The organism is Kitasatospora sp. NPDC058115 (assembly GCF_042884635.1).
Taxonomy (GTDB): domain Bacteria; phylum Actinomycetota; class Actinomycetes; order Streptomycetales; family Streptomycetaceae; genus Kitasatospora.
Genome location: NZ_JBHVTL010000011.1, coordinates 143783 through 165949 on the forward strand (window position 1 = coordinate 143783; position 22167 = coordinate 165949).

At 77.0% G+C, this 22167-nt stretch carries 18 protein-coding genes; 13 read left to right on the plus strand and 5 right to left on the minus strand.

Annotated features, from left to right (window positions below; genetic code table 11):
* The first annotated feature begins 871 nt into the window (after positions 1–871).
* Positions 872–1546: a phosphoribosyltransferase gene (locus ACFVVL_RS14225; protein ID WP_387674734.1), complete on the plus strand. Its 675-nt coding sequence runs from the start codon at positions 872–874 to the stop codon at positions 1544–1546.
* A 4-nt stretch (positions 1547–1550) separates the two neighbouring features.
* Here ACFVVL_RS14225 and ACFVVL_RS14230 read toward each other — a convergent pair whose 3' ends face one another.
* Entirely contained in the window at positions 1551–1823 is a 273-nt protein-coding gene (locus ACFVVL_RS14230) for a hypothetical protein (protein WP_387674736.1), read from the minus strand.
* Between the two features lie 184 nt (positions 1824–2007).
* Between ACFVVL_RS14230 and ACFVVL_RS14235 the strand changes: the two genes are divergently transcribed.
* From ACFVVL_RS14235 to ACFVVL_RS14250, 4 genes are all read left to right on the plus strand, one after another.
* Entirely contained in the window at positions 2008–2739 is a 732-nt protein-coding gene (locus ACFVVL_RS14235; RefSeq protein WP_387674739.1) for a TSUP family transporter, read from the plus strand.
* A gap of 62 nt (positions 2740–2801) precedes the next feature.
* Entirely contained in the window at positions 2802–3257 is a 456-nt protein-coding gene (locus tag ACFVVL_RS14240; RefSeq protein WP_387674742.1) for a DUF5990 family protein, read from the plus strand.
* Positions 3258–3371: 114 nt separating this feature from the next.
* Positions 3372–3794, plus strand: coding sequence for a hypothetical protein (locus ACFVVL_RS14245; protein WP_387674745.1), 423 nt, complete (start codon positions 3372–3374; stop codon positions 3792–3794).
* Positions 3795–3900: 106 nt separating this feature from the next.
* Positions 3901–5478, plus strand: a complete 1578-nt coding sequence (locus tag ACFVVL_RS14250; protein ID WP_387674748.1) for a multicopper oxidase family protein — start codon at positions 3901–3903, stop codon at positions 5476–5478.
* An 87-nt stretch (positions 5479–5565) separates the two neighbouring features.
* On the opposite strand, the gene ACFVVL_RS14255 is transcribed toward ACFVVL_RS14250, so the two are convergent.
* Both ACFVVL_RS14255 and ACFVVL_RS14260 read right to left on the minus strand, forming a co-directional pair.
* Positions 5566–7686: a HelD family protein gene (locus ACFVVL_RS14255; protein WP_387674751.1), complete on the minus strand. Its 2121-nt coding sequence runs from the start codon at positions 7684–7686 to the stop codon at positions 5566–5568.
* Positions 7687–7933: 247 nt separating this feature from the next.
* On the minus strand, positions 7934–8611 hold the full coding sequence (locus tag ACFVVL_RS14260; RefSeq protein ID WP_380291708.1) for an RDD family protein: 678 nt from the start codon (positions 8609–8611) through the stop codon (positions 7934–7936).
* Positions 8612–8813: 202 nt separating this feature from the next.
* Here ACFVVL_RS14260 and ACFVVL_RS14265 point away from each other — a divergent pair, with 202 nt between their 5' ends.
* Positions 8814–9278, plus strand: coding sequence for a GreA/GreB family elongation factor (locus tag ACFVVL_RS14265; RefSeq protein ID WP_380291710.1), 465 nt, complete (start codon positions 8814–8816; stop codon positions 9276–9278).
* Positions 9279–9332: 54 nt separating this feature from the next.
* Here ACFVVL_RS14265 and ACFVVL_RS14270 read toward each other — a convergent pair whose 3' ends face one another.
* Both ACFVVL_RS14270 and ACFVVL_RS14275 read right to left on the minus strand, forming a co-directional pair.
* A complete protein-coding gene (locus ACFVVL_RS14270; protein WP_387674755.1) occupies positions 9333–10016 on the minus strand; it encodes a hypothetical protein in 684 nt (227 codons plus the stop codon).
* 128 nt (positions 10017–10144) lie between these two features.
* Complete coding sequence (locus tag ACFVVL_RS14275; RefSeq protein ID WP_387674757.1) at positions 10145–12187, minus strand: stealth conserved region 3 domain-containing protein; 2043 nt, start codon at positions 12185–12187, stop codon at positions 10145–10147.
* A 593-nt stretch (positions 12188–12780) separates the two neighbouring features.
* Here ACFVVL_RS14275 and ACFVVL_RS14280 point away from each other — a divergent pair.
* The 7 genes from ACFVVL_RS14280 to ACFVVL_RS14310 all read left to right on the plus strand — a co-directional run bounded on the left by ACFVVL_RS14280 (position 12781) and on the right by ACFVVL_RS14310 (position 21479).
* A complete protein-coding gene (locus ACFVVL_RS14280) occupies positions 12781–15525 on the plus strand; it encodes a M4 family metallopeptidase (RefSeq protein WP_387674760.1) in 2745 nt (914 codons plus the stop codon).
* A 269-nt stretch (positions 15526–15794) separates the two neighbouring features.
* A complete protein-coding gene (locus ACFVVL_RS14285) occupies positions 15795–16133 on the plus strand; it encodes a hypothetical protein (RefSeq protein ID WP_387674763.1) in 339 nt (112 codons plus the stop codon).
* Positions 16134–16392: 259 nt separating this feature from the next.
* Positions 16393–17340 (plus strand): SigB/SigF/SigG family RNA polymerase sigma factor, encoded by a 948-nt coding sequence (locus ACFVVL_RS14290; protein ID WP_387674766.1) that lies wholly within the window; start codon positions 16393–16395, stop codon positions 17338–17340.
* Between the two features lie 68 nt (positions 17341–17408).
* On the plus strand, positions 17409–17543 hold the full coding sequence (locus ACFVVL_RS14295; RefSeq protein ID WP_380291722.1) for a hypothetical protein: 135 nt from the start codon (positions 17409–17411) through the stop codon (positions 17541–17543).
* Positions 17544–17593: 50 nt separating this feature from the next.
* Positions 17594–17974, plus strand: a complete 381-nt coding sequence (locus tag ACFVVL_RS14300; protein ID WP_387674769.1) for an STAS domain-containing protein — start codon at positions 17594–17596, stop codon at positions 17972–17974.
* An 18-nt stretch (positions 17975–17992) separates the two neighbouring features.
* Positions 17993–18673, plus strand: coding sequence for an HAD family hydrolase (locus tag ACFVVL_RS14305; protein ID WP_387674772.1), 681 nt, complete (start codon positions 17993–17995; stop codon positions 18671–18673).
* A gap of 301 nt (positions 18674–18974) precedes the next feature.
* Positions 18975–21479, plus strand: a complete 2505-nt coding sequence (locus ACFVVL_RS14310) for a SpoIIE family protein phosphatase (protein ID WP_387674775.1) — start codon at positions 18975–18977, stop codon at positions 21477–21479.
* Positions 21480–22167 lie beyond the last annotated feature (688 nt).

Here is a 22167-nt window from a genome sequence, read left to right on the forward strand (position 1 = left end):
GTCCGGGCGTGCCGTTCTGGGGAGTTCGCCGCGAGCGGTGTCGCCTCGGTGCCTCGCGGCGTGGGTCTGCGGCCACTGTGTCGTGGCCTCGGGGTATGCGGCTGCGCGGCGACGCGCTTGGGGGTATCGGCTGCGCTCCGGCGGGCGGGGCTGTCTCGCCCGCCGGGCCGGCGGCCATCGCGTCGTCGGGTCGAGGCTCGTGGCGACGTGGCGGTGTGTCCGGGCGTGCCGTTCTGGGGAGTTCGCCGCGAGCGGTGTCGCCTCGGTGCCTCGCGGCGTGGGTCTGCGGCCACTGTGTCGTGGCCTCGGGGTACGCGGCTGCGCGGCGACGCGCTTGGGGGTACCGGCTGAGCCCCGGCGGGCGGGGCTGCCTCGCCCGCCGGGCCGGCGGCCATCGCGTCGTCGGGTCGGGGCTCGTGGCGACGTGGCGGTGTGTCCGGGCGTGCCGTTCTGGGGAGCTTGCCGCGCGCGGTGTCGCCCCGGTGCCTCGTGGCCTGGGCCTGCGGGCACTGTGTCGTGGCCTCGGGGCACGTGGCGGCGCGGCTCTGGGGAGGTTCGCCGGGAGCCGGGCCGCCCCGCCGCCCCGGCTCCGAGCGCGGTCGCGACCGGCGCCGCGCCCCCGGCCCCGGCCCGAAGGTGGCCTCGGGAGGGACCGCCACGGACGGCCCTGCGGACATCAGTAGCCGCCGCGCCCAGGCCGGGCCCGCGCCGCCCCCTCGAACGGAGCCGGTGCAGGGCGGCCGGACCGGCGGCGGGTGCTCGGCGGCGAGGCCGCCGTGTGCCGCCTCGGCCACCGTGCGCGACGGCCCCGGCAACCGTGTGTGGCGGCCGTCGCGCCGGGTAGGCGCACCGACAGGGGCGCCGACCGGCCGTGGAGGAGGACGTGACCGCGCTGTTCGCCGACCGCAGGGACGCCGGGCGCAGGCTGGCCCGGCGGACGAGTGCGTACCTGGGTGCCCGCGCGGGGGAGCGGGCGGTCGTCGTCGGGCTGGCCCCGGGCGGTGTCGCGGTGGCGGCCGAGGTCGCGCGGGCGCTGGCGGCCCCGCTGGACGTGGTGGTCGCCCGCCCGCTCAACGCGCCCGGCAACGGCACCCCGCTCGGCGCGCTCGCCGACGAGTGCCCGCCGGTGCTGAACCGCCGGATGATGCGCGCGCTCGGGCTGCGGGAGGAGGACCTCGACGCCGAGGTGGCCCACCAGCGGGTGGAACTGCACCGGCTGGAGAAGCTGTACCGGGACCGCAGACCGGCGCTGCCGGTGGACGGGCGGACGGTGGTGCTGGTCACCGACGGGGTGGTGTACGGCCCGGTCGCCCCGGCCGCGGTGCGGGCGCTGCGAGGCTGCGGCCCGGACCGGCTGGTGCTGGCCGCCCCGGTGTGCGACGCCCGCTCGGCGGCGGTGCTGCGCCGGGTCGTCGACGTGCTGCTCTGTCTGCGCGAGACGACCTATCTGCACGCGGTGGGCCCCTGGTACGGCGACTTCCGTGACGTGACCGACCGCGAGGTGGCGGTCCTGCTGCGCCGGCCGCCGGCCCGGACCCCGGGGTGAGGGGTCAGATCCCCGTGGCCGGGAGCAGCAGCAGGCGTTCGGGGTCGAACGGCATCCAGGCCGGGGCCTCGCCGCGTCCCATCGCGCGGACGCGGCACCAGGGCGGGGCGCCGGCCGGGCGCCACCAGGCGTTGATCCGGCCCACCGCCCAGCTGCCGTCCGCCCGGGTGATCTGGACCGGCTGGTAGGCGGGCTCGACCTCGTGCTCCGGCGGCCGCCAGCCGGGTGCGGCGGCCGGGCGGGACGTTGCGGTGTGCTGCCCGGGATGGTCTGCCATGTCTCCCCCTCCTGGGTGGGCGGTGGAGGTCGACTCTACAGGCGTGTAGTAGTTCGTGGGAGTCCGATGGGTGAAATTCGGTCGAGCGGCCGGTGCCGGACGCGTAGGGTCCGGTGCCGCGCGGGAGTCCGGGGCTCCGGCGCCGCGGCCGGCGGCGACGACGTCCGGGACAGGGGGGAGTTCCGTGGCGGGCGGGTGGGGTGTCGCGCTGGTGCTGGGCCTGGTGGTCCTGGTGGGATCGTCCGTGCAGCGGCTGGCGGGCGTCGGCTTCGCGCTGGTCGCGGGACCGGCGCTGGTCCTGCTGCTGGGGCCGGGGGACGGGGTGATGCTGTCCAACTGCGCGGCCGGCGTCATCAGCGCGATCGGACTGGCCGACAGCTGGCGGCAGGTGCGGCTCGCCCGGATGCTGCCGCTGATCGGCGCGGCCGCGTGCACCGTTCCGGCCGGTGCCTGGACGGCCGCCCGGGTGCCGGCGCCCGCCCTGCTGATCGGGATCGGACTGCTGGTCAGCGGGGCGGCGCTGCTGGTGATCCGCGGGGTGCGGGCCTCCGGGCTGCGCGGCGTGCGCGGCGCCCTGGCGGCCGGTGCGGCCAGCGGGTTCATGAACTCCGCCGCCGGGGTCGGCGGTCCGGCCGTCTCGCTGTACGCGGTGAACACGGGCTGGAGCGCCCGGGAGTTCGTGCCCAACGCCCAGTTCTACGGGGTGGCCGTCAACCTCTTCTCGTTGGCGGCCAAGGGGGTGCCGCACCTCGCGGTGCCCGCGTGGTCGACGACGGCGGCCGGGATCGTGCTCGGCGCGGGCGCCGGCAAGGTGCTGGCGGAGCGGGTGGCCGAGCGCCGGGCCCGCACGGTGGTGCTGGCCCTGGCCCTGGCCGGCGGCCTGGCCACCCTCGGCAAGGGGCTCGGGGAGCTCTGAGCGCGCGACGGGTCGCCCCCGGTTCCGGTGTCACGGCCGCCGTCGGAGGGCAGGCCGGGTCCGTGCTGCTCCGCATCGAAGCCGTCGACCTTCCGGGCCGGTCCTGCCCGGCCGCCCCGGGATTCCCCGGCTACCGGGACGTCCACGTCGCCGTCCAGCGGCGCGACCGCCCCGGCGAACTCCTCGATCCGCAGCCCGGTGACGCGCTGTCGGCGGGCTGGACACTGGAGTGCACGGCGAGCCCCGTCTCCGGCGGCATCGACCTCAGGGGTCCGTGGATCCAGGGCCGGCCCGGGCAGCGCTTCGTCTACCTGGTGTGGGGCACGGCCGGGCGCGAGGGTGGCTTCACGATGTTCCGGCGGGCCAAGCTCATGCTCGACGCCGTCGACCGGCAGGTGCTCGCCGAGGCCGTGGCGGCCGGGCGGCTGGTCGCCCGCCTCGGCCTGACGGACGCCGAGGGGCAGCCGCTCTGCGCGGCCGTCCGGCCCCCGGCCGTGGTGTGGACGGCCGGAGCCTGACGCCCGGTCACCCGCCCGACGACCCGCCCGGCCGCTCACCGGCCCCGGTCACCGGCCCCGCTCACCGGCCCCGTTTACCCGCCCCACATACCGGCCCCGGGTATAGTGACCGCCATGTGTCCGGACGCCGCCCCACCCTCCCGCGACCGGCGTCGCCGCGGGGCCGGGGCAGCGCTGGTCCTGGTGCTGCTGACCGCCCTCGGGCTGATCGGCCACCACAGCCTGCCGCCCGGCGTCGTCCCGGCCCCGCACGCCGCGATGGCGGTGGCGATGCCGACGGCACCCGCCCACGGGCACCCCGCCGGGCACCGGGCGTCGACCGTCGCCGAGCATCCCGCCCAGGCCTGCGCCGAGCACCGGGTCTGCTCCTCGACGGCGCCCGCGCGCGGCGTCCCGCTCGACGCCCCGCCGCCGTCCGGCCTCGCCGCCGCGGGCTCCGCCGACCCGGCGCCGCACCGCCCGGCCCTCGCACCCGGCATCCTGTGGCCGGGCGCGCCGCCACCCGATCTCGACACCCTCTCGGTCTCGCGCAGATAGGCGCCCGCACGGCGGCGGGGAGCGCACCCTCCCGCCGCCGGTCCGCCCCGTCCACCGGCACGGCCGAACAGGCCGGTGCCGTCGCGCACTCACCCGAGAGACCACGATGTCCCGATTCACCGTCAACCGCCGTTCCCTGCTGCTCGCGGGCCTGGGCGCCGCCGGCGCCGGCCTGCTCGCCGCCTGCTCGGACACGGCCGGCACCCCGCCGCTCGTCGACCCGTCCGGCAGCCCCGTCGTCGAGGCCGAGGCCGGGCGGCGCGCCACCGGCCGCGAGCGCCCGGTGACCGTCACCGCGGCTGCCGCCACCGTCGAGCTGGGCGGCGGCCTCACCGCCCCGACCTGGACCTTCGGCACCCTGCCGGGCACCGCCGTGCGCACCACGGCCGGCGACACCCTGGTCGCCACGCTGGACAACCGGCTGCCCGCGCCGACCTCCCTGCACTGGCACGGCCTGGCGCTGCGCAACGACATGGACGGGGTGCCGCCGGTCACCATGCGGCAGGTCGGCCCCGGCGGCAGCTTCACCTACCGCTTCGTCACCGACCGGCCGGGCACCTACTGGTTCCACCCGCACGTCGGCGTCCAGCTCGACCGGGGCCTGTACGCCCCGCTGATCGTCGAGGACCCGCAGGAGCCGCTGGGGTACGACGAGGAGTGGGTGGTCGTCCTGGACGACTGGCTGGACGGCGTCACCGGCACCCCCGACCAGGCGTTCGCCGAACTCCGCAAGGGCATGGGGGGCGGCAGCGGCGGCCACGACATGAGCGGGATGTCCGGCCACGACATGGGCGGCCACGGCACGGGCGGCACGGGCGGCACGGGCGCCCCCGCCGGTCAGCAGCCGTCGTTCATGCTCATGGGCGCCACCAGCGACCTGCTCGGCGGCGACGCCGGCGACGTCCGGTACGCGCACCACCTGGTGAACGGCCGGATCGCCGCCGACCCCGAGGTGTACCGCTCCTCGCCCGGCCGGCGGGTGCGGCTGCGGATCGTCAACGCGGGCGGCGACACCGCCTACCGCCTCGCCCTGGGCGGCCACCGGCTGACCGTCACCCACACCGACGGCTACCCGGTGCGGCACGAGGAGGCGGACGCCCTGCTGATCGGCATGGGCGAGCGCTACGACGCCCTGGTCACCCTCCAGGACGGCGTCTTCCCGCTGACCGCGCTCGCCGAGGGCAAGGGCGCCGCCGGCCGGGCCCTGGTCCGCACCGGCGCGGGCGAGGCACCGGCGGCCACCGTCCGCCCCGCCGAGCTGGACGGCCGGATCCTCACCGCCGCCGAGCTGCGGGCCGCGGACGAGGTGCGCCTCCCGGCGCGCACCCCCGACCGCACCCACCGGATCGAGCTGACCGGCGGCATGGCGAAGTACGACTGGGCGCTCGACGGGCGGCCCTTCGACATGGCGGACCCGGCTGCCCGCCCGTTCCTGGTCGGTGGCGGCGAGCGGGTCCGCCTGGAGTTCGTCAACCGGACGCAGATGTGGCACCCGATGCACCTGCACGGCCACACCTTCCAGGTCGGGGAGCAGGGGCCGCGCAAGGACACCGTGATCGTGCTGCCCGGCCGGACGGTGACCTGCGACTTCGACGCCGACAACCCCGGCCGCTGGATGACGCACTGCCACAACGCCTACCACGGCGAGGCCGGGATGATGGGCCTTCTCGCCTACCGGGCCTGACCCGCCCCGTCGTTCCCGCTCCCGCCCCGCCCGCCGTGCACGCGAAGGCGAACGGGACCGGGACCGGGACCGGGAACGACGCGCGGGTCAGTCCTCCCGCACCACGACCGTGCACAGCCGCTTGGTCGCCCGGGTGAGCGCGACGTAGAGGTCGCGCTCACCCCCGGGACGGGCGGCGGTGATGCCGTCGGGATCGACGACGACGGCCGTGTCGAACTCCAGGCCGCGGGCCTCGGACGCCGGCACCAGCCGGACCTGCCCGCCTCCGCCGGCCGCCGTCAGCGCCGCCGTCAACGCCGCCGTCAGCGCGGTGACCGACGCGTCCGGGCAGATCACCCCGATCAGCTCGCCGGGGTGGGCGGCCGCCTGGCCGTCCAGCTCCGCGAGCAGGACGCCGGGGAGCGCGGCGGGCGCCGCGCCGAGGGTGCGCGGCCGCTCGCCGTGCCGGATCGAGCCGACCGGCGGCTGGTCCGGGGCGATCCGGGCCAGCAGCTCGCGGGTGGCGGCCAGGATCTCCTCGGTGGTGCGGTAGCTGACGGTCAGGGTGCGCAGGTCGAAGCGGCGGCCGAGGTGCGGGGCCAGCGCCTCGTGCCAGTCGCGGGCGGTGGTCGCCGGACCGGCCTGGGCGAAGTCGCCGACCAGCGTCATCGACCGGCCGGGGCAGCGCCGCAGGACCATCCGCCACTGGAGCGCGGTGAACTCCTGCGCCTCGTCCACCACGACATGGCCGAAGGCCCGCGCCGGCGGCCCGTCGAGCAGCGCCGCCGCCTCGTCGAACAGCGGCAGGTCGGCGTCGGTCCACGGCGCCGCGGGGGCGCGCAGCAGCAGCGCGCGCTCCTCGGCGGTGAACTCCGGCAGGTGCGCGGCCAGCGCGTCGGGGTCGCCCAGCAGGGCGTCCACCACCGCGCCGGGCGTCAGCCGCGGCCACAACCCCTCGACGGCGCGCTCGACGTGCGCGTCGTCGAGGAGTTCGGCCCGCATGGCGTCGCTGTCGAACCCGGGGCCGTCGTCGCCCGGCCCGGCCTCCAGACCCAGGTGACGCAGGTCCGCTGCCGCGGCCCGGTCCAGGTCGATGCCGGTCAGCTCGGCGACCTCGGCGTCGATCCGCTCCAGCGTCTCGGCGGCACCCCGGGCCAGCACCGCCGTCACGGCCTCCACCAGCAGCTCCTTGAACAGCCGGCGGGCCCGGTGGTGGGCGAGCCCGCCGACCCGGGCGGCGTCCCGCAGCCGGGCGACCTCCGCCCCCTCCAGCCGGACGTCCTCCTGCCCGACGCGGACCGCGAGGCCCCCGTCCGGCGCCTGCCGCGCGCGCACCACCGCGGCCAGCGCCCCGGCGAGCGCGGCGTCGCCCTTGAGCCGGGCCGCCCGCGGCCGCTCGACGGCCTCCACGGCCGGAGCGGTGACCTCGGCCGCCAGTTCGGCGCAGGTCGCGAGGACGACGTCGTTCTCGCCCAGCGAGGGCAGCACCTGCGAGATGTAGTCCAGGAACCGGGCGTTCGGCCCCAGCACCAGGACGCCCTGCTCGGCGGCCTTCGGGAAGGCGTAGAGCACGTAGGCGGCGCGGTGCAGCGCCACCACCGTCTTGCCGGTGCCCGGCCCGCCCTGGACGACGGTGACCCCGCGGTGCGGGGAGCGGACGATCGCGTCCTGCTCCGTCTGCAGCGTGGCCACCGCGGTGCCCATCCGCCCGGTGCGCCGCTCCTGGAGCGCGGCGGACAGCGGACCGTCGCCGACCACGTCCTCGGCGGTCGGCTCGGAACCGTCCAGCAGCTCGTCACTGACCCCGACGACGGCGCGCCGCGCCAGCCGCAGGTGCCGGCGCCGCCGCAGGCCCATCGGGTGCACCGGAGTGGCCTCGTAGAACGCGCGCGCCGCGTCCGCCCGCCAGTCGACCAGGGCCGGCAGCTCGTCCTCCTCGCGCTGCAGGCCCAGCCGGCCGATCCGCAGCGCCGTCCCGTCCGCCAGGTCGATCCGGCCGAACACCAGGCCGCCCTCGGCGCCTTCGAGGCGCCGCACCTCCCGGGTGAGCCGTTCGGCCGCCGACTGCCGCTCGTACGCCTCGCGGGCGCCGTCCGCCCGGGTCGCGAGCGTCACGGCGAGCTGCGCCCGGGTGTCGGCGAGCCGGTCGTCGAACAGGGCGGTGACGGCGGCCACCTCCGCCCGCTCCAGTTCCACCTGGCGTACCACGTTCTGCTCGGCCTGCGGCACAGGAAGTGCTCCCCTCTCGGTGTCGGCCTGTCACTATGCGTGGTCGCGCGGGGAAAGTAAATGTTGACTTGTAGACCGGAGTTGTGTCCCCCGACTGCGGTCCCGGCCCCGTCCCGGCCCCGCCCGCGCCCCACCCACGCCCCCGCAACGCGACCGACCGGGCACCCGGCCGCGCGGCGGCGGTCCGGGTGCCCGGTCGGCGGGAGGCGGTGCGCGCGGTGGTGCGGTGCGCGCGGGAGCCGGGTGGTCAGGACTCCTTGACGACCACGGTGTTGGCCGGCTTGTCGTGCAGCGCCTGCTGGAGCGGCTTGTCCCACAGCGGCCACAGCACGTTCAGCAGCGCGAAGAGCGAACCGAGGCAGTAGACCGCGTTCGGCAGCGTGTAGAGGGCCGCGCGGATCAGCAGCGAGTTCTCGGCGGGCTTGCCGCCGGTCGCGACCGAGACGACCCGCAGCTTCATGACCTTCTTGCCGACCGTCTGGCCGCCCTGGGTGAGCAGCATCGCGGCCTCGTAGCCGAAGGACAGCAGGGCCGCCAGGACGTAGTACAGGATCGAGGCGCCGATGACACCGAAGAGCACCACGGTGGGCACGAGCAGCACGCCGACGTCGATCAGCCGGGCGACCAGGCGCTCGCCGATCGGGGCGAGCGGACGGCCGCCGGGCACCGGCGAGCCGCCGAACGCGCCGGGCTGCGGGTGCCCGTGCGGCCAGGAGCCCTCCGGCGCGCCGTAGGGCTGCTGCGGGGGAGTGCCGTAGCCGTGCTGCCCGTACGGCTGCTGCTCCCCGAACGGCTGCCCGTAGGGGGCCTCCTGCTTGTACGGCTGCTCCTGCCCGCCGCCGTAGGGGTTCTGGTTCTGCTGACCGTGCGGGTTGTTCCCCTCGTAGGGGTTCTGGCCGTACCCGTTGGGGCCGTTGGTGCTCATCGTGGCTGGTTCCCTGCCTCGGCGACGGTGGTGTACGGCTGTTCTATCGAGCCCGCGTCCGCCGGGGGAAGGCCGATCGGCAAGTCGTTACCGATCAGGGGCATCGTTGTCGCCGAGCCGGGAGGCCGGGAGTCCGTTATGTTCGGAAATGCCGGAACAAGCCTGCGCCGCCCCCCGCGGCGGCCCGACCAGGGAGACGGGAATGACCGGTGCACCCGAACCCATCAGCGAGGCCGGCCGCAGCACGCTGGAGCGGGAACTCGCCGAACTGCGCACGGAACGCGACGCCGTCGCCGACACCCTGCGCGGCGGCGAGGACGTCGGCGACCGGGCCGATCAGGCCGACGAACTGCAACGGGCCGACCAGCTCGACCGGTTGGACGACCGGATCGCCGGAATCGAGGGGCGGCTGCGCGAGGCGGCCGCCGCCGGGGCGCCGAGCACCGAGAGCGTCGGCGTCGGCAGCACGGTGACCCTCCGCTTCGCGGACGCCGACGAGATGACCGTCCGGATCGGTGAACTCGCCGAGGAACTGGATCCGGAGCTGGTCACCGCGGACAGCCCGCTCGGCAAGGTGCTGCTCGGTCGCCGGGCCGGCGAGACCGTCGAGTACGAGGCGCCCGGCGGCCGGACGACGGCGCTCGTCGTGTCGATCGGGAGCACGTAGACCTGCGGCACGCCCCTGGCCTCCGGCCCGCCTCGGACCCGCCTCAGGCCCGCCTCAGGCCCGCGGCACGTCCTGGAAACGGCCCGGGACCCAGAGCGGCACCGGGGCGTCGGGCGCCATGTGGCGGGCCGCGTCGGCGTCCAGGGCGGCCAGGGCCAGGCCCCGGTCGCCGTCGGTGAGCTCCGCCAGCGCGGCGGCGGCGGAGCGCGCGCAGGCCAGGACCAGCGCCAGCAGGTCCTGGCGGCGGCAGTGCTCCCGGACGTAGGCCGCGGACCGCTCGGCGACGTACCCGGCGTGGGCCTCGCGTTCGGCGTCGCCGGCCGGGCCGCTCCCGGCGGTGGCCGCGCGGACCCCGTGCCAGAGCAGGACCAGCGCGGCCGGCTCGGCCGGGTGGGACACCTCGGCGAGCCGCGCCCGGTCGCGGGCCTCGGCCGACTCGCGGCCCAGCCGTTCCAGGGCGGCCGGGCCGTCCCCGTCGTGGCGCCGCAGCACCAGCTCCGCCGCCCGCCGCACCACGGCCCGCAGCACGGTCTCGGCCGGCACCCGGAGGCCGGGCGCCGCGGGGTCGGCGAAGGCCAGCCACGCGTCGGCGAACGAGGCCGCCCGCAGCTGTCCCAGCCACGGCGCGCCGCCGGCCGCGGGCGCCAGCCGTTCCTCGACGGCGAGGCGGATCAGCCCGACGCCGATGAGGTCCGGCGCGCCCGCGTCCGGTCCCAGCCCGATCAGTTTGGTCCCCACGGCGTACCCCCCGGTCAGCGGTCGTCACTCTGCCGGGTCATCCCATCACAGTGCGGCGCGGTCGCACGGGATCGTGGCGCCGATGAGACGTACGACACGCGGGGGAGCGCCGGAGGGGGCGCCGCTGGTCAGGCCCGTTCGACTGCCTCGTCGGGCTCGGCGGCCTCGTCGGCGTTGCCGGTCCCGGCGGTCCCGGCGGGCTCGTCGTCGTCGGCCCGCTCGGGCTCCGGGTCGCGGCGCTCGAAGGGCGAGGGCACCGGGAAGTAGGCGCGCAGGAACTCGGTGACGGCCTGCTCCTGCTCCTCGGGCGACAGCAGGTCGCGGGTGCCGTCGGCGAGGCAGAAGTAGTCCGCCCAGCGCTCCTCGTGCAGCTGGGCGAGCCGGCCGAGGTCCTCGGTGCTGTCGGTGACGAAGTAGCCGTCGTAGAGGTGGCCCTCGACGGTGCGGGCGGTGGCGTGGCCGTAGTGGATGGCCAGGGTGACCGGCGCGAGGTCGGCGGCCGAGCGGAACGGCGAGCGGACGGTGTCGTGCAGCTCGGCCGCGAACCGCTCCGCGCTCTCGGCGAGCACGCTGCGCCGCAGCGGGTGCGGCGAGTGCTTGAGGGTGCGCGGGTAGGTCTTGCCGACGGCGGCGGCCAGCGCGGCCCGGGTGTTCTTCTGCGCGGCGACGTACACCGACTCGCCGGGCTCGGCCCCGCCGGGCGGGATGATCCGGTTGTCGGGGAAGTACCGGGGCATGCCGTTGCCGAGGAAGAAGTCCTCCGGGACGAGCGGGCGGCCGAGGAAGACGTCGTCGTTGAGGTAGAGGAAGTGCTCGGCGAGGTCCGGGACGAGGTGCAGCCGGGTCTCGATGGCGTGGGAGTTGAACACCGGGCCCGCGTCGGTGCCGGCGAACAGCACCCGGTGCGGGACGACGGTCAGGCCCGGGTGGTCGGCGTCCAGCCACTGCGGCGTCTGGTCGTCGGTGACCAGGTGGATCCGGCGGATCCACGGCGCGTGCGCGGCCAGGGCGCGCAGGCAGTAGCGCAGCTCGTCGCGGTTGCGGAAGCGCTGGTCGGCGTCGCCGGCGATGCCGCTCTCGGCGACGCCGTCCTCCTCCGCGATCGGGGCGGCGGTGTGCGCGAGCCGGGCGCGGGCGGCGGCCCGGCGCTCCTGCCAGCCCGGGTCGGCGTCGTCGACCCAGGTGATCACGGCGTCGACCGGGAAGTCGACCTGCTCGGGCAGCGAGGCCGCGAAGACGTCGAGCAGGGGGTAGGGCCGGCCGCCGACGGTGGTGGTGGCGGTGGCCTCCAGCGAGGGCACCCACCAGCCGAAGGGCGTTTCGTCGATCGCCGCTATGGCGCCCTCGGAGGGTGCGGCGGAGTCCCAGAACTCGACGTCGCAGCCGGTCTCGGGGCCGTACAGCAGGGTGCCGAGCACCGCCGGGCGGTAGATCCGCACGCCCTTGACCCGGTCCGCCGGCCAGATCGGCCCGGCCTGCTCGCCGGCCCGCTCGCCGTCCTGCTCCTCGCCGTCGCGCTCGGCCGCCTCCCGGTCCTCCGCGTCCGGCGCGGGCTCCGCCGCCGCCTCCAGCAGGCCGACCGCGCCGGGCAGCTGCTCGGCGAGCACGGTGGTGAGGGTCCGCCCGTGCTCCAGGAGACCGGCGTAGACGGCCTGGCCGGCGAACGCGGCGGCCAGCGCCTCCAGCACCGCCGTCCGGTCGCCCGGGCGGATCGCCAGCCGGTGCCGCGGGTGGCGGTCGGGCACGATGCCGTGCGCGAGGCCGGCCGTCCGCAGCGCCGCGCTCACCTCGGCCAGGTTGCCGTCGCGGCGGTCGCCGGGCAGCAGTGTCCGGCGCGGTTCGGCCAGGTGCTCGCGGTGGCGGACGACCCCCGGGACCGTGCCGAGCAGCTCCGCCTCCCGGGCGGCCCGCTCCTCGCCGAGCCGCTCGTACGGCGACCGGGGCTCCTTCTGGGCGGCGTCCTCGGGCTCGACCGACGCAACCGGCTCGACCGGCTCCTGCGCGGCCTCGTGCGCAGCCTCGGCAACGTCCTCGTGCGCGGCCTCCGGCGCGACCTCCTCCGGCGCCCCGGCGGCCGGCCCGGCAGGCGTGCCGCCGGCGGGCCGGTTGCGACGGGCCAGCGCGGCCAGCGGGCGCATCTTGGCCGCGAAATCGGCCGGACGGATCGGCAAAGGGAACTCCAGGGCTCTCGGTACTGGTGTCAGGCGTTTCACGTCCCCCGAAAAGCTGCCGGTCTCTGCTCCGCTCCTCCGGCTCTCTTCCTCGCCTCTTCTTCTTCGCGACCGGCTCACCCGTGCACCCGACGGGGGCGCAGGTGGGACGGGCTTCCGGTCCGCACGAGATCGTATGCGACCAGGCGAATTCTGTGTTGAGCCATGGTAACAATCGCATGTCTTTTCGGCTCTGCGAGGCGTCGCCCGGGGAGTGCCGTCCGTGGTGAATGGTGTGCGACCGGCCTGAGGGCCCGTCATCGGTTCGCCGATTCACCGGATCTGTCCTGCCGTCGCGATCCGGCTTTCCGCCACCTTTGTCCTGTCGTGACCCAGCCATTGCCCGGGGTTGGCGTCCGTGTCCGCCTGCCGGGAGCGACTCTCGTCGGCCTGCATATGCAGATGGTCGACATATGCCGAGAGTTGTCCTATGGTGTTCGCCAGGCGGGCGGCCGGCTCCGGAGAACGGACGAGCCGTGGGGGGTGTGGGCGCCCGCCGCACCCGCGTGGTCCGGCAGACGGCCGGGCCCTTCGCTTCCTGTGGGAGGACCGCAGTGCACCACCGTTCCCGTTCGCCCAAGTTGCTCGGCACGGCGATCGCCGCCGTCCTGGGCCTCGGCCTGGGCATGCCGACCGCGTCCGCCGTCCCGGCCGCCGACCCCGACCCCGTTCCGGGCCTGGTCGCCGGATCGGACACCGCCGCCCCGCAGCTGGTCACCGGCCTGGCCGAGGCGGCCCCCGGCGCGACCCCGGCCGACGCGGCGCGGGCCCACCTGGCCGCCCACCGGGACCGCTACCAGGTCGACCCCGCCCAACTGGTGGAGACCGGGACGGAGCGCGCCGCCGACGGCCGCCGCACCGTCAGGTTCGCGCAGCAGTACGGCGGCCTCCCGGTCTTCGGGGCCGCCTACCTCGTCCACCTGGTCGGCGAGGGCGAGGGGCAGCGCGTCGAGTCGGTCGGCGGCAAGTACTTCACCGGGCTCGCCGCCCCGACCGCGCAGAGCGTCCCGGACGCGGTGCTGCGCGAGCTCGCGCTCGGCGCGGTCGAGGACCCGGTCGCACGGCAGGCCGCGACGGCCGAGGACCACGGCCTGGTGGTGCTGCCCGGCGGCACCGGCCGGCTCGCCCGCCACTTCACCGTGCGCGGCGCCGACGCGGCCGCAGGGGAGGCGAAGGCGCGCGCCGTGTTCGTGGACGCCACCGTCGGCGCGGTCGCGCTCGCCTACGAGGTCCGCGCCCCGCAGCCGCCGGCCGCGCAGGCCGCCGGGTCCGCCGGTGCCGTCGGTGCCGCAGGGGCCCCCGAGCCGGCGGTCGGCACCGCTCCGGACGTCCACGGCAACCCCGTGCAGGTGAACATCGGCCGCCTCCCGGACGGCAGTTACCAGCTCACCGACCTCACCCGCCCCGCCACCATCACCACCTATGACGCGGAGGGGCGCGAATACCTGGAGGTCAGGGGCAGGATGCCGGCCGGGATCCAGCCCGCGGCCTCCGCGACGCCGGACTTCCCCGCCTCGGCGGCCGCCACCGGCGCCGCCAACGCGCACATCAACGCCGGGCTCGTGTACGACTTCTACCGCGACCGGCTCGGGCGCCAGGGCATCGACGGCCAGAACGGCCCGATCATCGCGATGGTCAACGCGACCAGCTTCGGCAAGCCGATGCGCAACGCCGCCTGGGACGGCCAGAAGATGATCTACGGCAGCGGGGGTGCCAAGGAGTTCCCCTTCGCCGTGGCGATCGACGTGGCCGGCCACGAGATGACCCACGGCGTGGTCGAGAAGACGGCCGGGCTGATCATGATAGGGCAGTCCGGGGCCCTGGACGAGGCGGTCTCCGACTACTTCGGCAACGCCATCGAGGTGACCGCCCGGGGCCTGTCGATGGACGACCCCCGCGCCGCCCTGCTGGGTGAGAGCCTCTGCCGCACCGGCACCCCGGAGGCCTGCGCCGACCGGCGGCTGGACGACGGCCGCACGACGGTCGCCGACTACGTGGGCGCCCCCTACAGCGTCGACAGCGGCGGGGCGCACCTCAACTCCACCATCATGGGCGGGGCGCTGTGGGACATCCGGCGCACCCTGGACCCGCTGACCGCCGACCGTCTGGTCTACCGGGCGCTCAGCGAGTACCTCACCCCGCTGGACGGCTTCGTCGAGGCCCGCAACGCGGTGCTCGCGGCGGGCCGGTCGATGGGCCTGTCCCGTGCCCAGCTGCGGTCCGTCGCCGGCGCCTTCGACGCGCACGGGATCAAGGAGGGCTGGCAGCGCCGGATCGGCGTGGACAGCCGGCTGGTGCTGGGCGACGTCGCCGGCGGGCTCGTCGCGCCGGCCGTCGCCGACGGCCGCTGGGTGGCGGCCACCACCGGCCACGGCTTCGGCGGCGTCCTCGGCGTCGTCGCCGGAACCGTCGGCAGCTCCGCCGAACCCGTGCGGCTCAGCCCGGACGACGGCCGCTCGCACGCCTGGCCCGCGACCGACGGCACGACCGCCGCGTGGACGACCCTGGGCGGGCTCCCCGGCGGCGGCTGGGGCGCCGAGGTGCTGGCCCGCCCGCTGGACGGCGGACCGCTGCGCAGCGTCTACACCGGCCCGAACCAGCAGGTCTCGGACGTCCAGGTCTCCGGAGGGACCATCGCCTTCCGGCTGGCCGACTTCGCCACCCACCGGGCGCTGCCCGCGATCTCGGTGAACGGCGGCCCGGTGGTGCAGATCCCGCTGGCCGACGGCCATGCCGCCTCCTCGGTCACCCTCCAGGGCGGACTGCTGGGCTGGACCGAGATCTGGACGTCCGGTGAGCGGACCGTGTTCGCGCCGACCGTCTACTCGATCGCCACCGGCCGGGTCGTCGCCCAGTACGTGCTGGGTGACGGCGAGGGCGCCCCCGCCGTCCGGGCCGAGCAGACCCGGCTGGCCGGCGACCGGCTGTACTGGGTGGAGCAGCCCGACGACAAGAGCACGGGCAGCTCGATCCGCTCCGGCGCCGTGGACGGCTCCGGGGTGAGCGAGGTGCTCACCGGCACCACCGCCGATCTGCGCCGGATCGAGAGCTTCACCGTCTCCGACAAGGCCGTCACCTTCGTCCACGCCTTCGAGGAGCCGAACGGCCCCGTGCACAACGCCGACCTGCCGAAGCTCTGGCAGCTCCCGCTGGCCGGCGGCACCCCCCGGAGGGTCTCCTGCAACCGCGGCGGCCAGTACGTCCCGGCGGCCGACCGGGGCACCCGGGTGCTCTGGCTGGACGCCACGGCCGGCCGCACCGACCTGGTCGTGCGCGAGCGTCCGACCGGCACCTGCTGACCGGAGGGACGGCTGCCCCGGGGTCCGACCCACGGCGCCGACCCCGCGCCCGGACCCCGTCCGCCCCCTTGGCCGCCCGCCCGGCCGCTGCCTGCCCGCAGCGGCCGGGCGGGACTCTTCCGTCGCGCACCGCGGCCCCGGCCTGTCGCCACCCGGCCCCGGCCCCGCCCCCGGTGCCCCGCTGCCCGCTCCGGCGGATTGCCGGGGTGGGGGTGGGGCACCCGCCGGGGTGTCCGGTGCCACGGAGCGCCGGTGCGGAGGTGGCGGTCATGGACGGTCAAGGTCTGTCGAGCCGGGAGCGGCGCGTTCTGGCGGAGATCGAGGCGGGGCTGCGCGCGGACCGGCGGCTGGAGCAGCGGCTGCGGACGATGCGGTTCGTGCTGCCGGGCGGCGCGGGCCGGGCGCTGGACGCCGCCGCCCGGGTGCCGGGGTCGGTGCCGGTGCTGCTGGCGGCGCTCTCGCTCGGGCTGCTGCTGGTCGGCGCGACGGTGCACACGGCGCTCGCCGTGGCGCTGTACTCCGTGGTGTGGCTGCCCACGGCCGTGCTGCTGCTCGCCCGGGGGACGAGGGCGGGGCCGCGCCGGATCCGTGTCCGTCGCGGCCGGTGAGCGCGGGGGTGGGGCGCGGGGCGGAGAGGAAGTCCGGGCAGATCGGTATCAATCGCCGCATTCCGGGTACCACTCTCATCGGAGTGGCCGTGGTGCACCGACGCCGGCCGTTCCCGCGCCCGTCGGGCGCCACCTGGACCGTCGCTTGAAGAAGCCGGGCAGAGGTCTTCGGGAAGAGGAGCCGCGGTGCGTGCGGGAGTTCCCGCCCGCCGTCCCTCGCGGCCCAGGCGTTCCCGCTCCCTGGAGAACAGCCGTGTCCATGTCGACACTCCCAACCGGCCCGTGCGCCGACCCCCCGTCCGCCCCGCCGTCCGCCCCGCCCACCGCGCCGTCCGCCCTGCCGGACGCCCTGCCGCCGGACCTGCCCCCGCGCCCCAGCGAGGCGCAGCTGCGGGTGATGGGCAAGACCGAGGCCCGTGAACTCAGCGACGCGCTCTTCGAGCGGCTCGGCGGGCTGCCCCGCGAGTCGCACGCCTACAGCTACGTCCGCGGGACCATCATCGAACTCAACATGCCGCTGGTGCGGTTCATCGCCGGTCGCTTCCGCCACCGTCCGGAGGACATGGACGACATCCTCCAGGTCGGCACCGTCGGACTGATCAAGGCGGTCGACGGCTACGACCCGGAGCGCGGGGTGGAGTTCGTGACCTACGCCATCCCCACCATCGCCGGCGAGATCAAGCGGTTCTTCCGGGACACCTCCTGGCCGGTCCGGGTGCCGCGCCGGATGCAGGAGTTCTACCTGACCGTCGCCCGCGGCTCCGACCGGCTGGAGCAGCGGCTCGGCCGCCTGCCGCACCCCGAGGAGATCGCCGAGGACCTGCACCTCACCGTCGACGAGGTCGTCGAGGGGCTGGTCGCCGGCCGGGTCTACCGGCCCAACTCGCTGGACGCGCTGCGCGACCAGGACACCGACGAGTCCGGCAGCGCGCTGCTGGACCGGCTCGGCTCCTGCGACCCCGGCATCGAGCTGGCCGAGTTCCGCACCGCCGTGCGCCCGCTGCTCGGACAGCTGCCGCGCCGCGAGCAGGTGGTGCTCAAGCTGCGCTTCTGGGAGGACCGGACGCAGTCGGAGATCGCCGAGCGGATCGGCGTCTCGCAGATGCACGTCTCACGGCTGCTCTCGGCCACCCTCGCGCACCTGCGCGAGCAACTGGAGGACCGGGCGGCGGACGGCCCGTCGGACGCTCCGCCCGGGCCCGGCTGACAACCCGCACCCCTCCGGGCGTTTCCGGCCCCCCGCAGCGGTTAGCCGCGCTGCGGGGGGCCGTCGGCGTGAAGGAGGAGAAGCACCGTGTCACCGCAGGGTCCGACCCCGCCGGCGGCACCGTCACCCCCGGCGCCGACGGCGCACCCGGCCACGGGCTGCGCCTCGCCCCCGCCCGCGCGGCCCCCTACCGGACCGCGTGAGCCCAGGTGCCGCCACCACCCGGCACCGTGCACCCCGAGGAGCACCCGCGATGACCCGCCACCAGCCCCGACCGCCCGCCGACACCACGACCGTGCCGGACGAACCCGCCGGACTCGCCGTCCGCCTCCGGCCGTGGGCCCGCGGCAGCGTCCTCGCCCTGCACGGCGAACTCGACCTGGACTCCGTCGCCGTCCTGCGCCGGGCCCTGGACCGCGCGCTCGCCATCCCCGGCACCGTCGTGGTGATCGACTGCGGCGACCTCGCGTTCTGCGACTCCACCGGCGTCGGCGCGCTGCTGGAGGCCGCCGCCCGCGCGGCCGGCTTCGGCAGCCGCGTGGAACTCGCCCGCCCCCGGCCGCTGGTCCGCCGGGTGCTCGAACTCACCGGCGCCACCGAAGCGTTCGCCGTCCACGACACCGCGCCACCTTAGGCCCCCCAGGAGGATCCGATGACCACCACCCCGGCGGCGCTCTTCGACGTCGACGGAACGCTGCTCGACACCACCTACCTGCACACCCTCGCCTGGTGGGAGGCCCTGCGCCAGTACGACCGCGCCGTCCCCGCCGTCCGGGTGCACCGGGCCGTCGGCATGGGCGCCGACCGGCTGCTCGACCACCTGCTCGGCGAGGACCGCGACCGCGCCGAAGACCAGGCCGTCACGGCCGCCCACGACGCCCTCTACGCCCGGTACTGGCCCGTGGTGCGCCCGCTGCCCGACGCCGCCGAACTGCTGCGCTCCTGCGCCCGCCGCGGCTGGCGGGTGGTCCTGGCCAGCTCCGCGTCCCAGCGCGAGCTGACCGCGCTGCGCACCGCGCTGGGCGCCGACGAGGTGATCGCCGCGGTCACCACCGCCGACGACGTCGCCGCCACCAAACCCGAGCCCGACCTCGTCCGCGCCGCCCTCGACCGGGCCGAGAGCGCCCCCGAGCTGGCGGTGTTCGTCGGCGACACGCTCTGGGACGTCACCGCCGCCGCCCGGGCCGGGGTGCCGTGCGTGGCCGTCGAGAGCGGCGGGCACTCCGCCCAGGACCTGCTCGGCGCCGGCGCCGTCGAGGTCCACGCCGACACCGGGGACCTGCTGGCCGGCCTGGACACCAGCCTGCTCGCCCGCCCGCCGGTCCCCGGCTGAGCCGCCCCGGCCGCGCGGCGCGGACCGCGTCCGCTCGACCCGGCCGGGTCCGCACCGCGATACTGGAAGTCCGGGCGGGTCCGCCCGTCCGGAGGTCCCGCGTGCGCGCCGGGGTGTCCGGCAGACGGCACCGGGTAGGCGCGTGGCGGAACCCCATCGACACCGGGGAGACCGTCATGCAGCCCGCCGTTCTCCAGCCCCTCCTCCTCCGGCCGCTTTCCCGGCCCCGCCCCGACCGGCCCCGCCCCGACCGCCCCTGCCCCGACCGGCCCGGAGCCGTCCCGCGCGGGCAGGAGTGACCGTGCCCGGGCCGCCCTCCACCGCAGGGCAGGACCCCCCGCGCCCGGCCACCACGCCGGGTGCCGAGGAGACCGCCGTGCTGCGCGAGGCCGTGGACCGGCTGCGCACCGAGGCCGAGGGGCTGCGCCGGGCGATGCGCAGCCGCGGCGTCATCGAGCAGGCCAAGGGGATGCTCACCGAACGGCTCGGCTGCACCCCCGACGAAGCCTTCGCGTACCTGGTGCACCTCTCCCAGGACACCAACCGCAAGGTGGTCGACCTCGCCGCCGGCCTGGTGGGCGTCGCCGCACCGCCGCCCGAGGACGCCGCGGCGCCACGGGACGGCGAACGGGCCCCGGCCGGGCCGCCGCTGCCGGAGGGCGAGGAACCGGCCGCCGCCTTCCCGGAGCAGCCCGAACCGCCCCGGCCCCTGCCGCACCCGCCGGGCGGGGCGGCCGGCGCCCGGGTCCAGGACCTCGCGGCGCTCTTCCACCTGGCCTCCTCGGCGCTGGCGAGCGCCGACACCCCCGAGGACCTCGCCCGGGTGCTGCACGAGGTCGCCCTCGCCCCCGTCGGCGTCATCGCGGTCGTGCTCGGCCTGCTGGAGCCGGACGGCGCCCTCGCCCTGGTCGCCGGCCACGGCGTTCCCGCCCAGCGGCTCAGCCAGTGGCGCCGGATCCCGCCGGAGACCGGTGTGCCCCTGGTCTCGGCCGCCCACGGCGGCGGCATGGTCTGGGAGTTCGACCCTCCGGAGGGCGACGCCGGCCGGCCGGTCACCGGCCGCATCGTCCCCGGCCGCAGCGCCTGCGCCGTCCCGCTGCACCACGCCGGGCGGATCATCGGCGCGATGAGCCTCGGCTGGGCCGGCCCGGCGGAGCAGGCCCGCTCCGCCACCCGGTACGTCAACGCGCTGGCGGGCCCGGTGGGCGTGAACCTGCTGCGGGTGGCGGCGGGCGACGGCGGCGAGCCGGCGCTCGCCGTCCCCGGCGGCGAGGCCTGGCTGCGCGGCGTCCTGGACGCCACCTTCTCCCCGGTCCTGGCGCTCTCCGCGGTCCGCCCGGGCGGTCGCGGCGGGCCGGTCACCGACCTGCGCGTCGCCTACGCCAACCGGGCCGCCGTCGGCCCCGGCCCGTCCGCCCAGGGCCGGCGCCTCAGTGAACTGCACCCGGGCCTGGTGGCCACCGGGACGTTCGCCCGGATCCTGCGGGCCGCCGTCGAGGCCGTCCCGCACGAGGGCCCGGCCGAGGGTTTCAGCCAGGGCACCGGCGGGCCGGAACGGGCCGTGACGATCCGCGCCACCCCCTTCCTGGACGGCCTGCTGCTCACCTGGCGCCCGCGCCGCGGCCCGGTCGAACGCGCGGCCCACCTGGCCGAGGCGCAACGGCTCTCGGGCGTGGGCAGCTTCCGCTGGTCGACCGGCGACCCCGGACCGGACTGCTCCCGGGAGGCCCTGCGACTGCTCGGCCTCGGCGGCGGGCAGCCGGCCGTGGTGCCGCTCGCCGGGCTGCTGCACCGGGTGTGCCCCGAGGACCGGCCCGCCGCGGGCCTGCTGGTCCGCCGGCTGCTGGCCGGCCAGCACCTGGCCACCCTGGAGTTCGGCGTGGTCGGCGCGCCCGGCGCGGCCCCGCGCGTCCTACGGGTCGTCGCCGAGTCGCTCGCCGATCCCGGCGGCGGCCGGGCGCGCACCGTGAACGGCGTCGTCGAGGACGTCACCGGAAGGCGTCACGCCGACGACCAGCTCACCGCCGTCCGGTCCCGCCTCGCCGAGCAGCGGCGCCGGGCCGCCGCCGAGCACCGGGCCGCGCGGGCCCTGCGGACCGCGCTGACGGCGGCGTCGTCCGTCGCCGAGCCGGAGACCGGAGGGCCGGAGAGCGCCGTCCGCCCCCTCCGCGGCGCCGAGAACCCCCGTTCGGCGGGGGACCTGTGCGACCTGCTGCGGCTGCCCGGCGGCCGCTACCTGCTGGCGGTCGGCGGCGTCGGCCGCCGCGGCCCGGTCGCCGCCGTCCGGGCGGGCGAGGTCCGCAACGGCCTGCGCGCCCTGGCCCACACCGGGGCCGGCCCGGCCGAACTGCTCGACGTGCTCAACGCCATGCTCGGCGAGCACAACGGCCACCGCACGGTCGGCGCCGTCTGCGCCCTCTACGACCCGCGCGCCGGTGAACTGCTGTGGACCGCCGCCGACGAGGTGCCCCCGCTGCTCCTGCGCGACGGCGGGGCCGCCTTCGCCCCCGGCCCCGTCGGCCCCGCCCTCGGCGCCCGCCCCGGGGCCCGGTACGACCAGTCCGACCTGAGCCTGCGGCCGGGCGACGTCCTCCTGTTCGCCACCCTCGGCCGGCCGGTGCACGCCCCGGCCGCCGACCGCACGGCCCGCCTGCTCCTCGATGCCGCCGACCCTCCGGACTGCGCGGGACCCGCCGCCCTGCCCGCCCACCTCGACCGCATCGCCGCCCGCCTGACCACCGGCCCCGCCCCCGTCGACCACGGACTCCTCCTCGCCCTGCGCGTTCCGGCCCTGCCCGGGCGGTGATGCCTGCCCTTGTCGCGCGGCTGCTGGGCGAGGGGTTCGGCGGGGTGCGTCCGGGGGGTGGTGCCGAGGTGTGGGTCGGCCGCCTGCCTGGGGTGGCCCGGTCGTTGGTCCTGCCCGCGTCGATTGCTGGTTCGCTGTCGGTCTGCGCATCCCGGGCGGTGATGCCTGCCCTTGTCGCGCGGTTGCCGGGTGAGGGGGCTGGCGGGGTGCGTCCGGGGGGTGGTGCCGAGGTGTGGGTCGGCCGCCTGCCCGGGGTGGCCCGGTCGCTGGTCCAGCCCGCGTCGATCGCCGGTTCGCTCTCGCTCTGCGCATCCCGGGCGGCGACGGCCGCCCCTGCCGCGCGGCTGCCCGGCGAGAGGCCCCGGCCACCTGGCCTGCGGGGCCGTCGCCGGCCTGAGCACCGGTCCCGCCGTCGTCGTTCACGGCCTACCCTGCGCCCTGCCCGCCCGCTGTCGTGCGGCTGCCGACGTGTGCGCCGACCAGCCGGACTCTGCCGCGTCTTCTGCTCCCGGCCGGTCGGCCGGGCCGCTGCCGGAGTTGGCGAGGTTGCGGAGCCGCCTCCTCGCCGTCCCCGCGTGCGTGGGCGCCGATCGCCGCGATTCGCCCCCGCCCGGTGGGCCTGCCCGTCCGGCCGCCGGTGACGGTCTTCCTCCCGCACCGTGGGGCCCGGTCCCGCCCGAACGGTGAC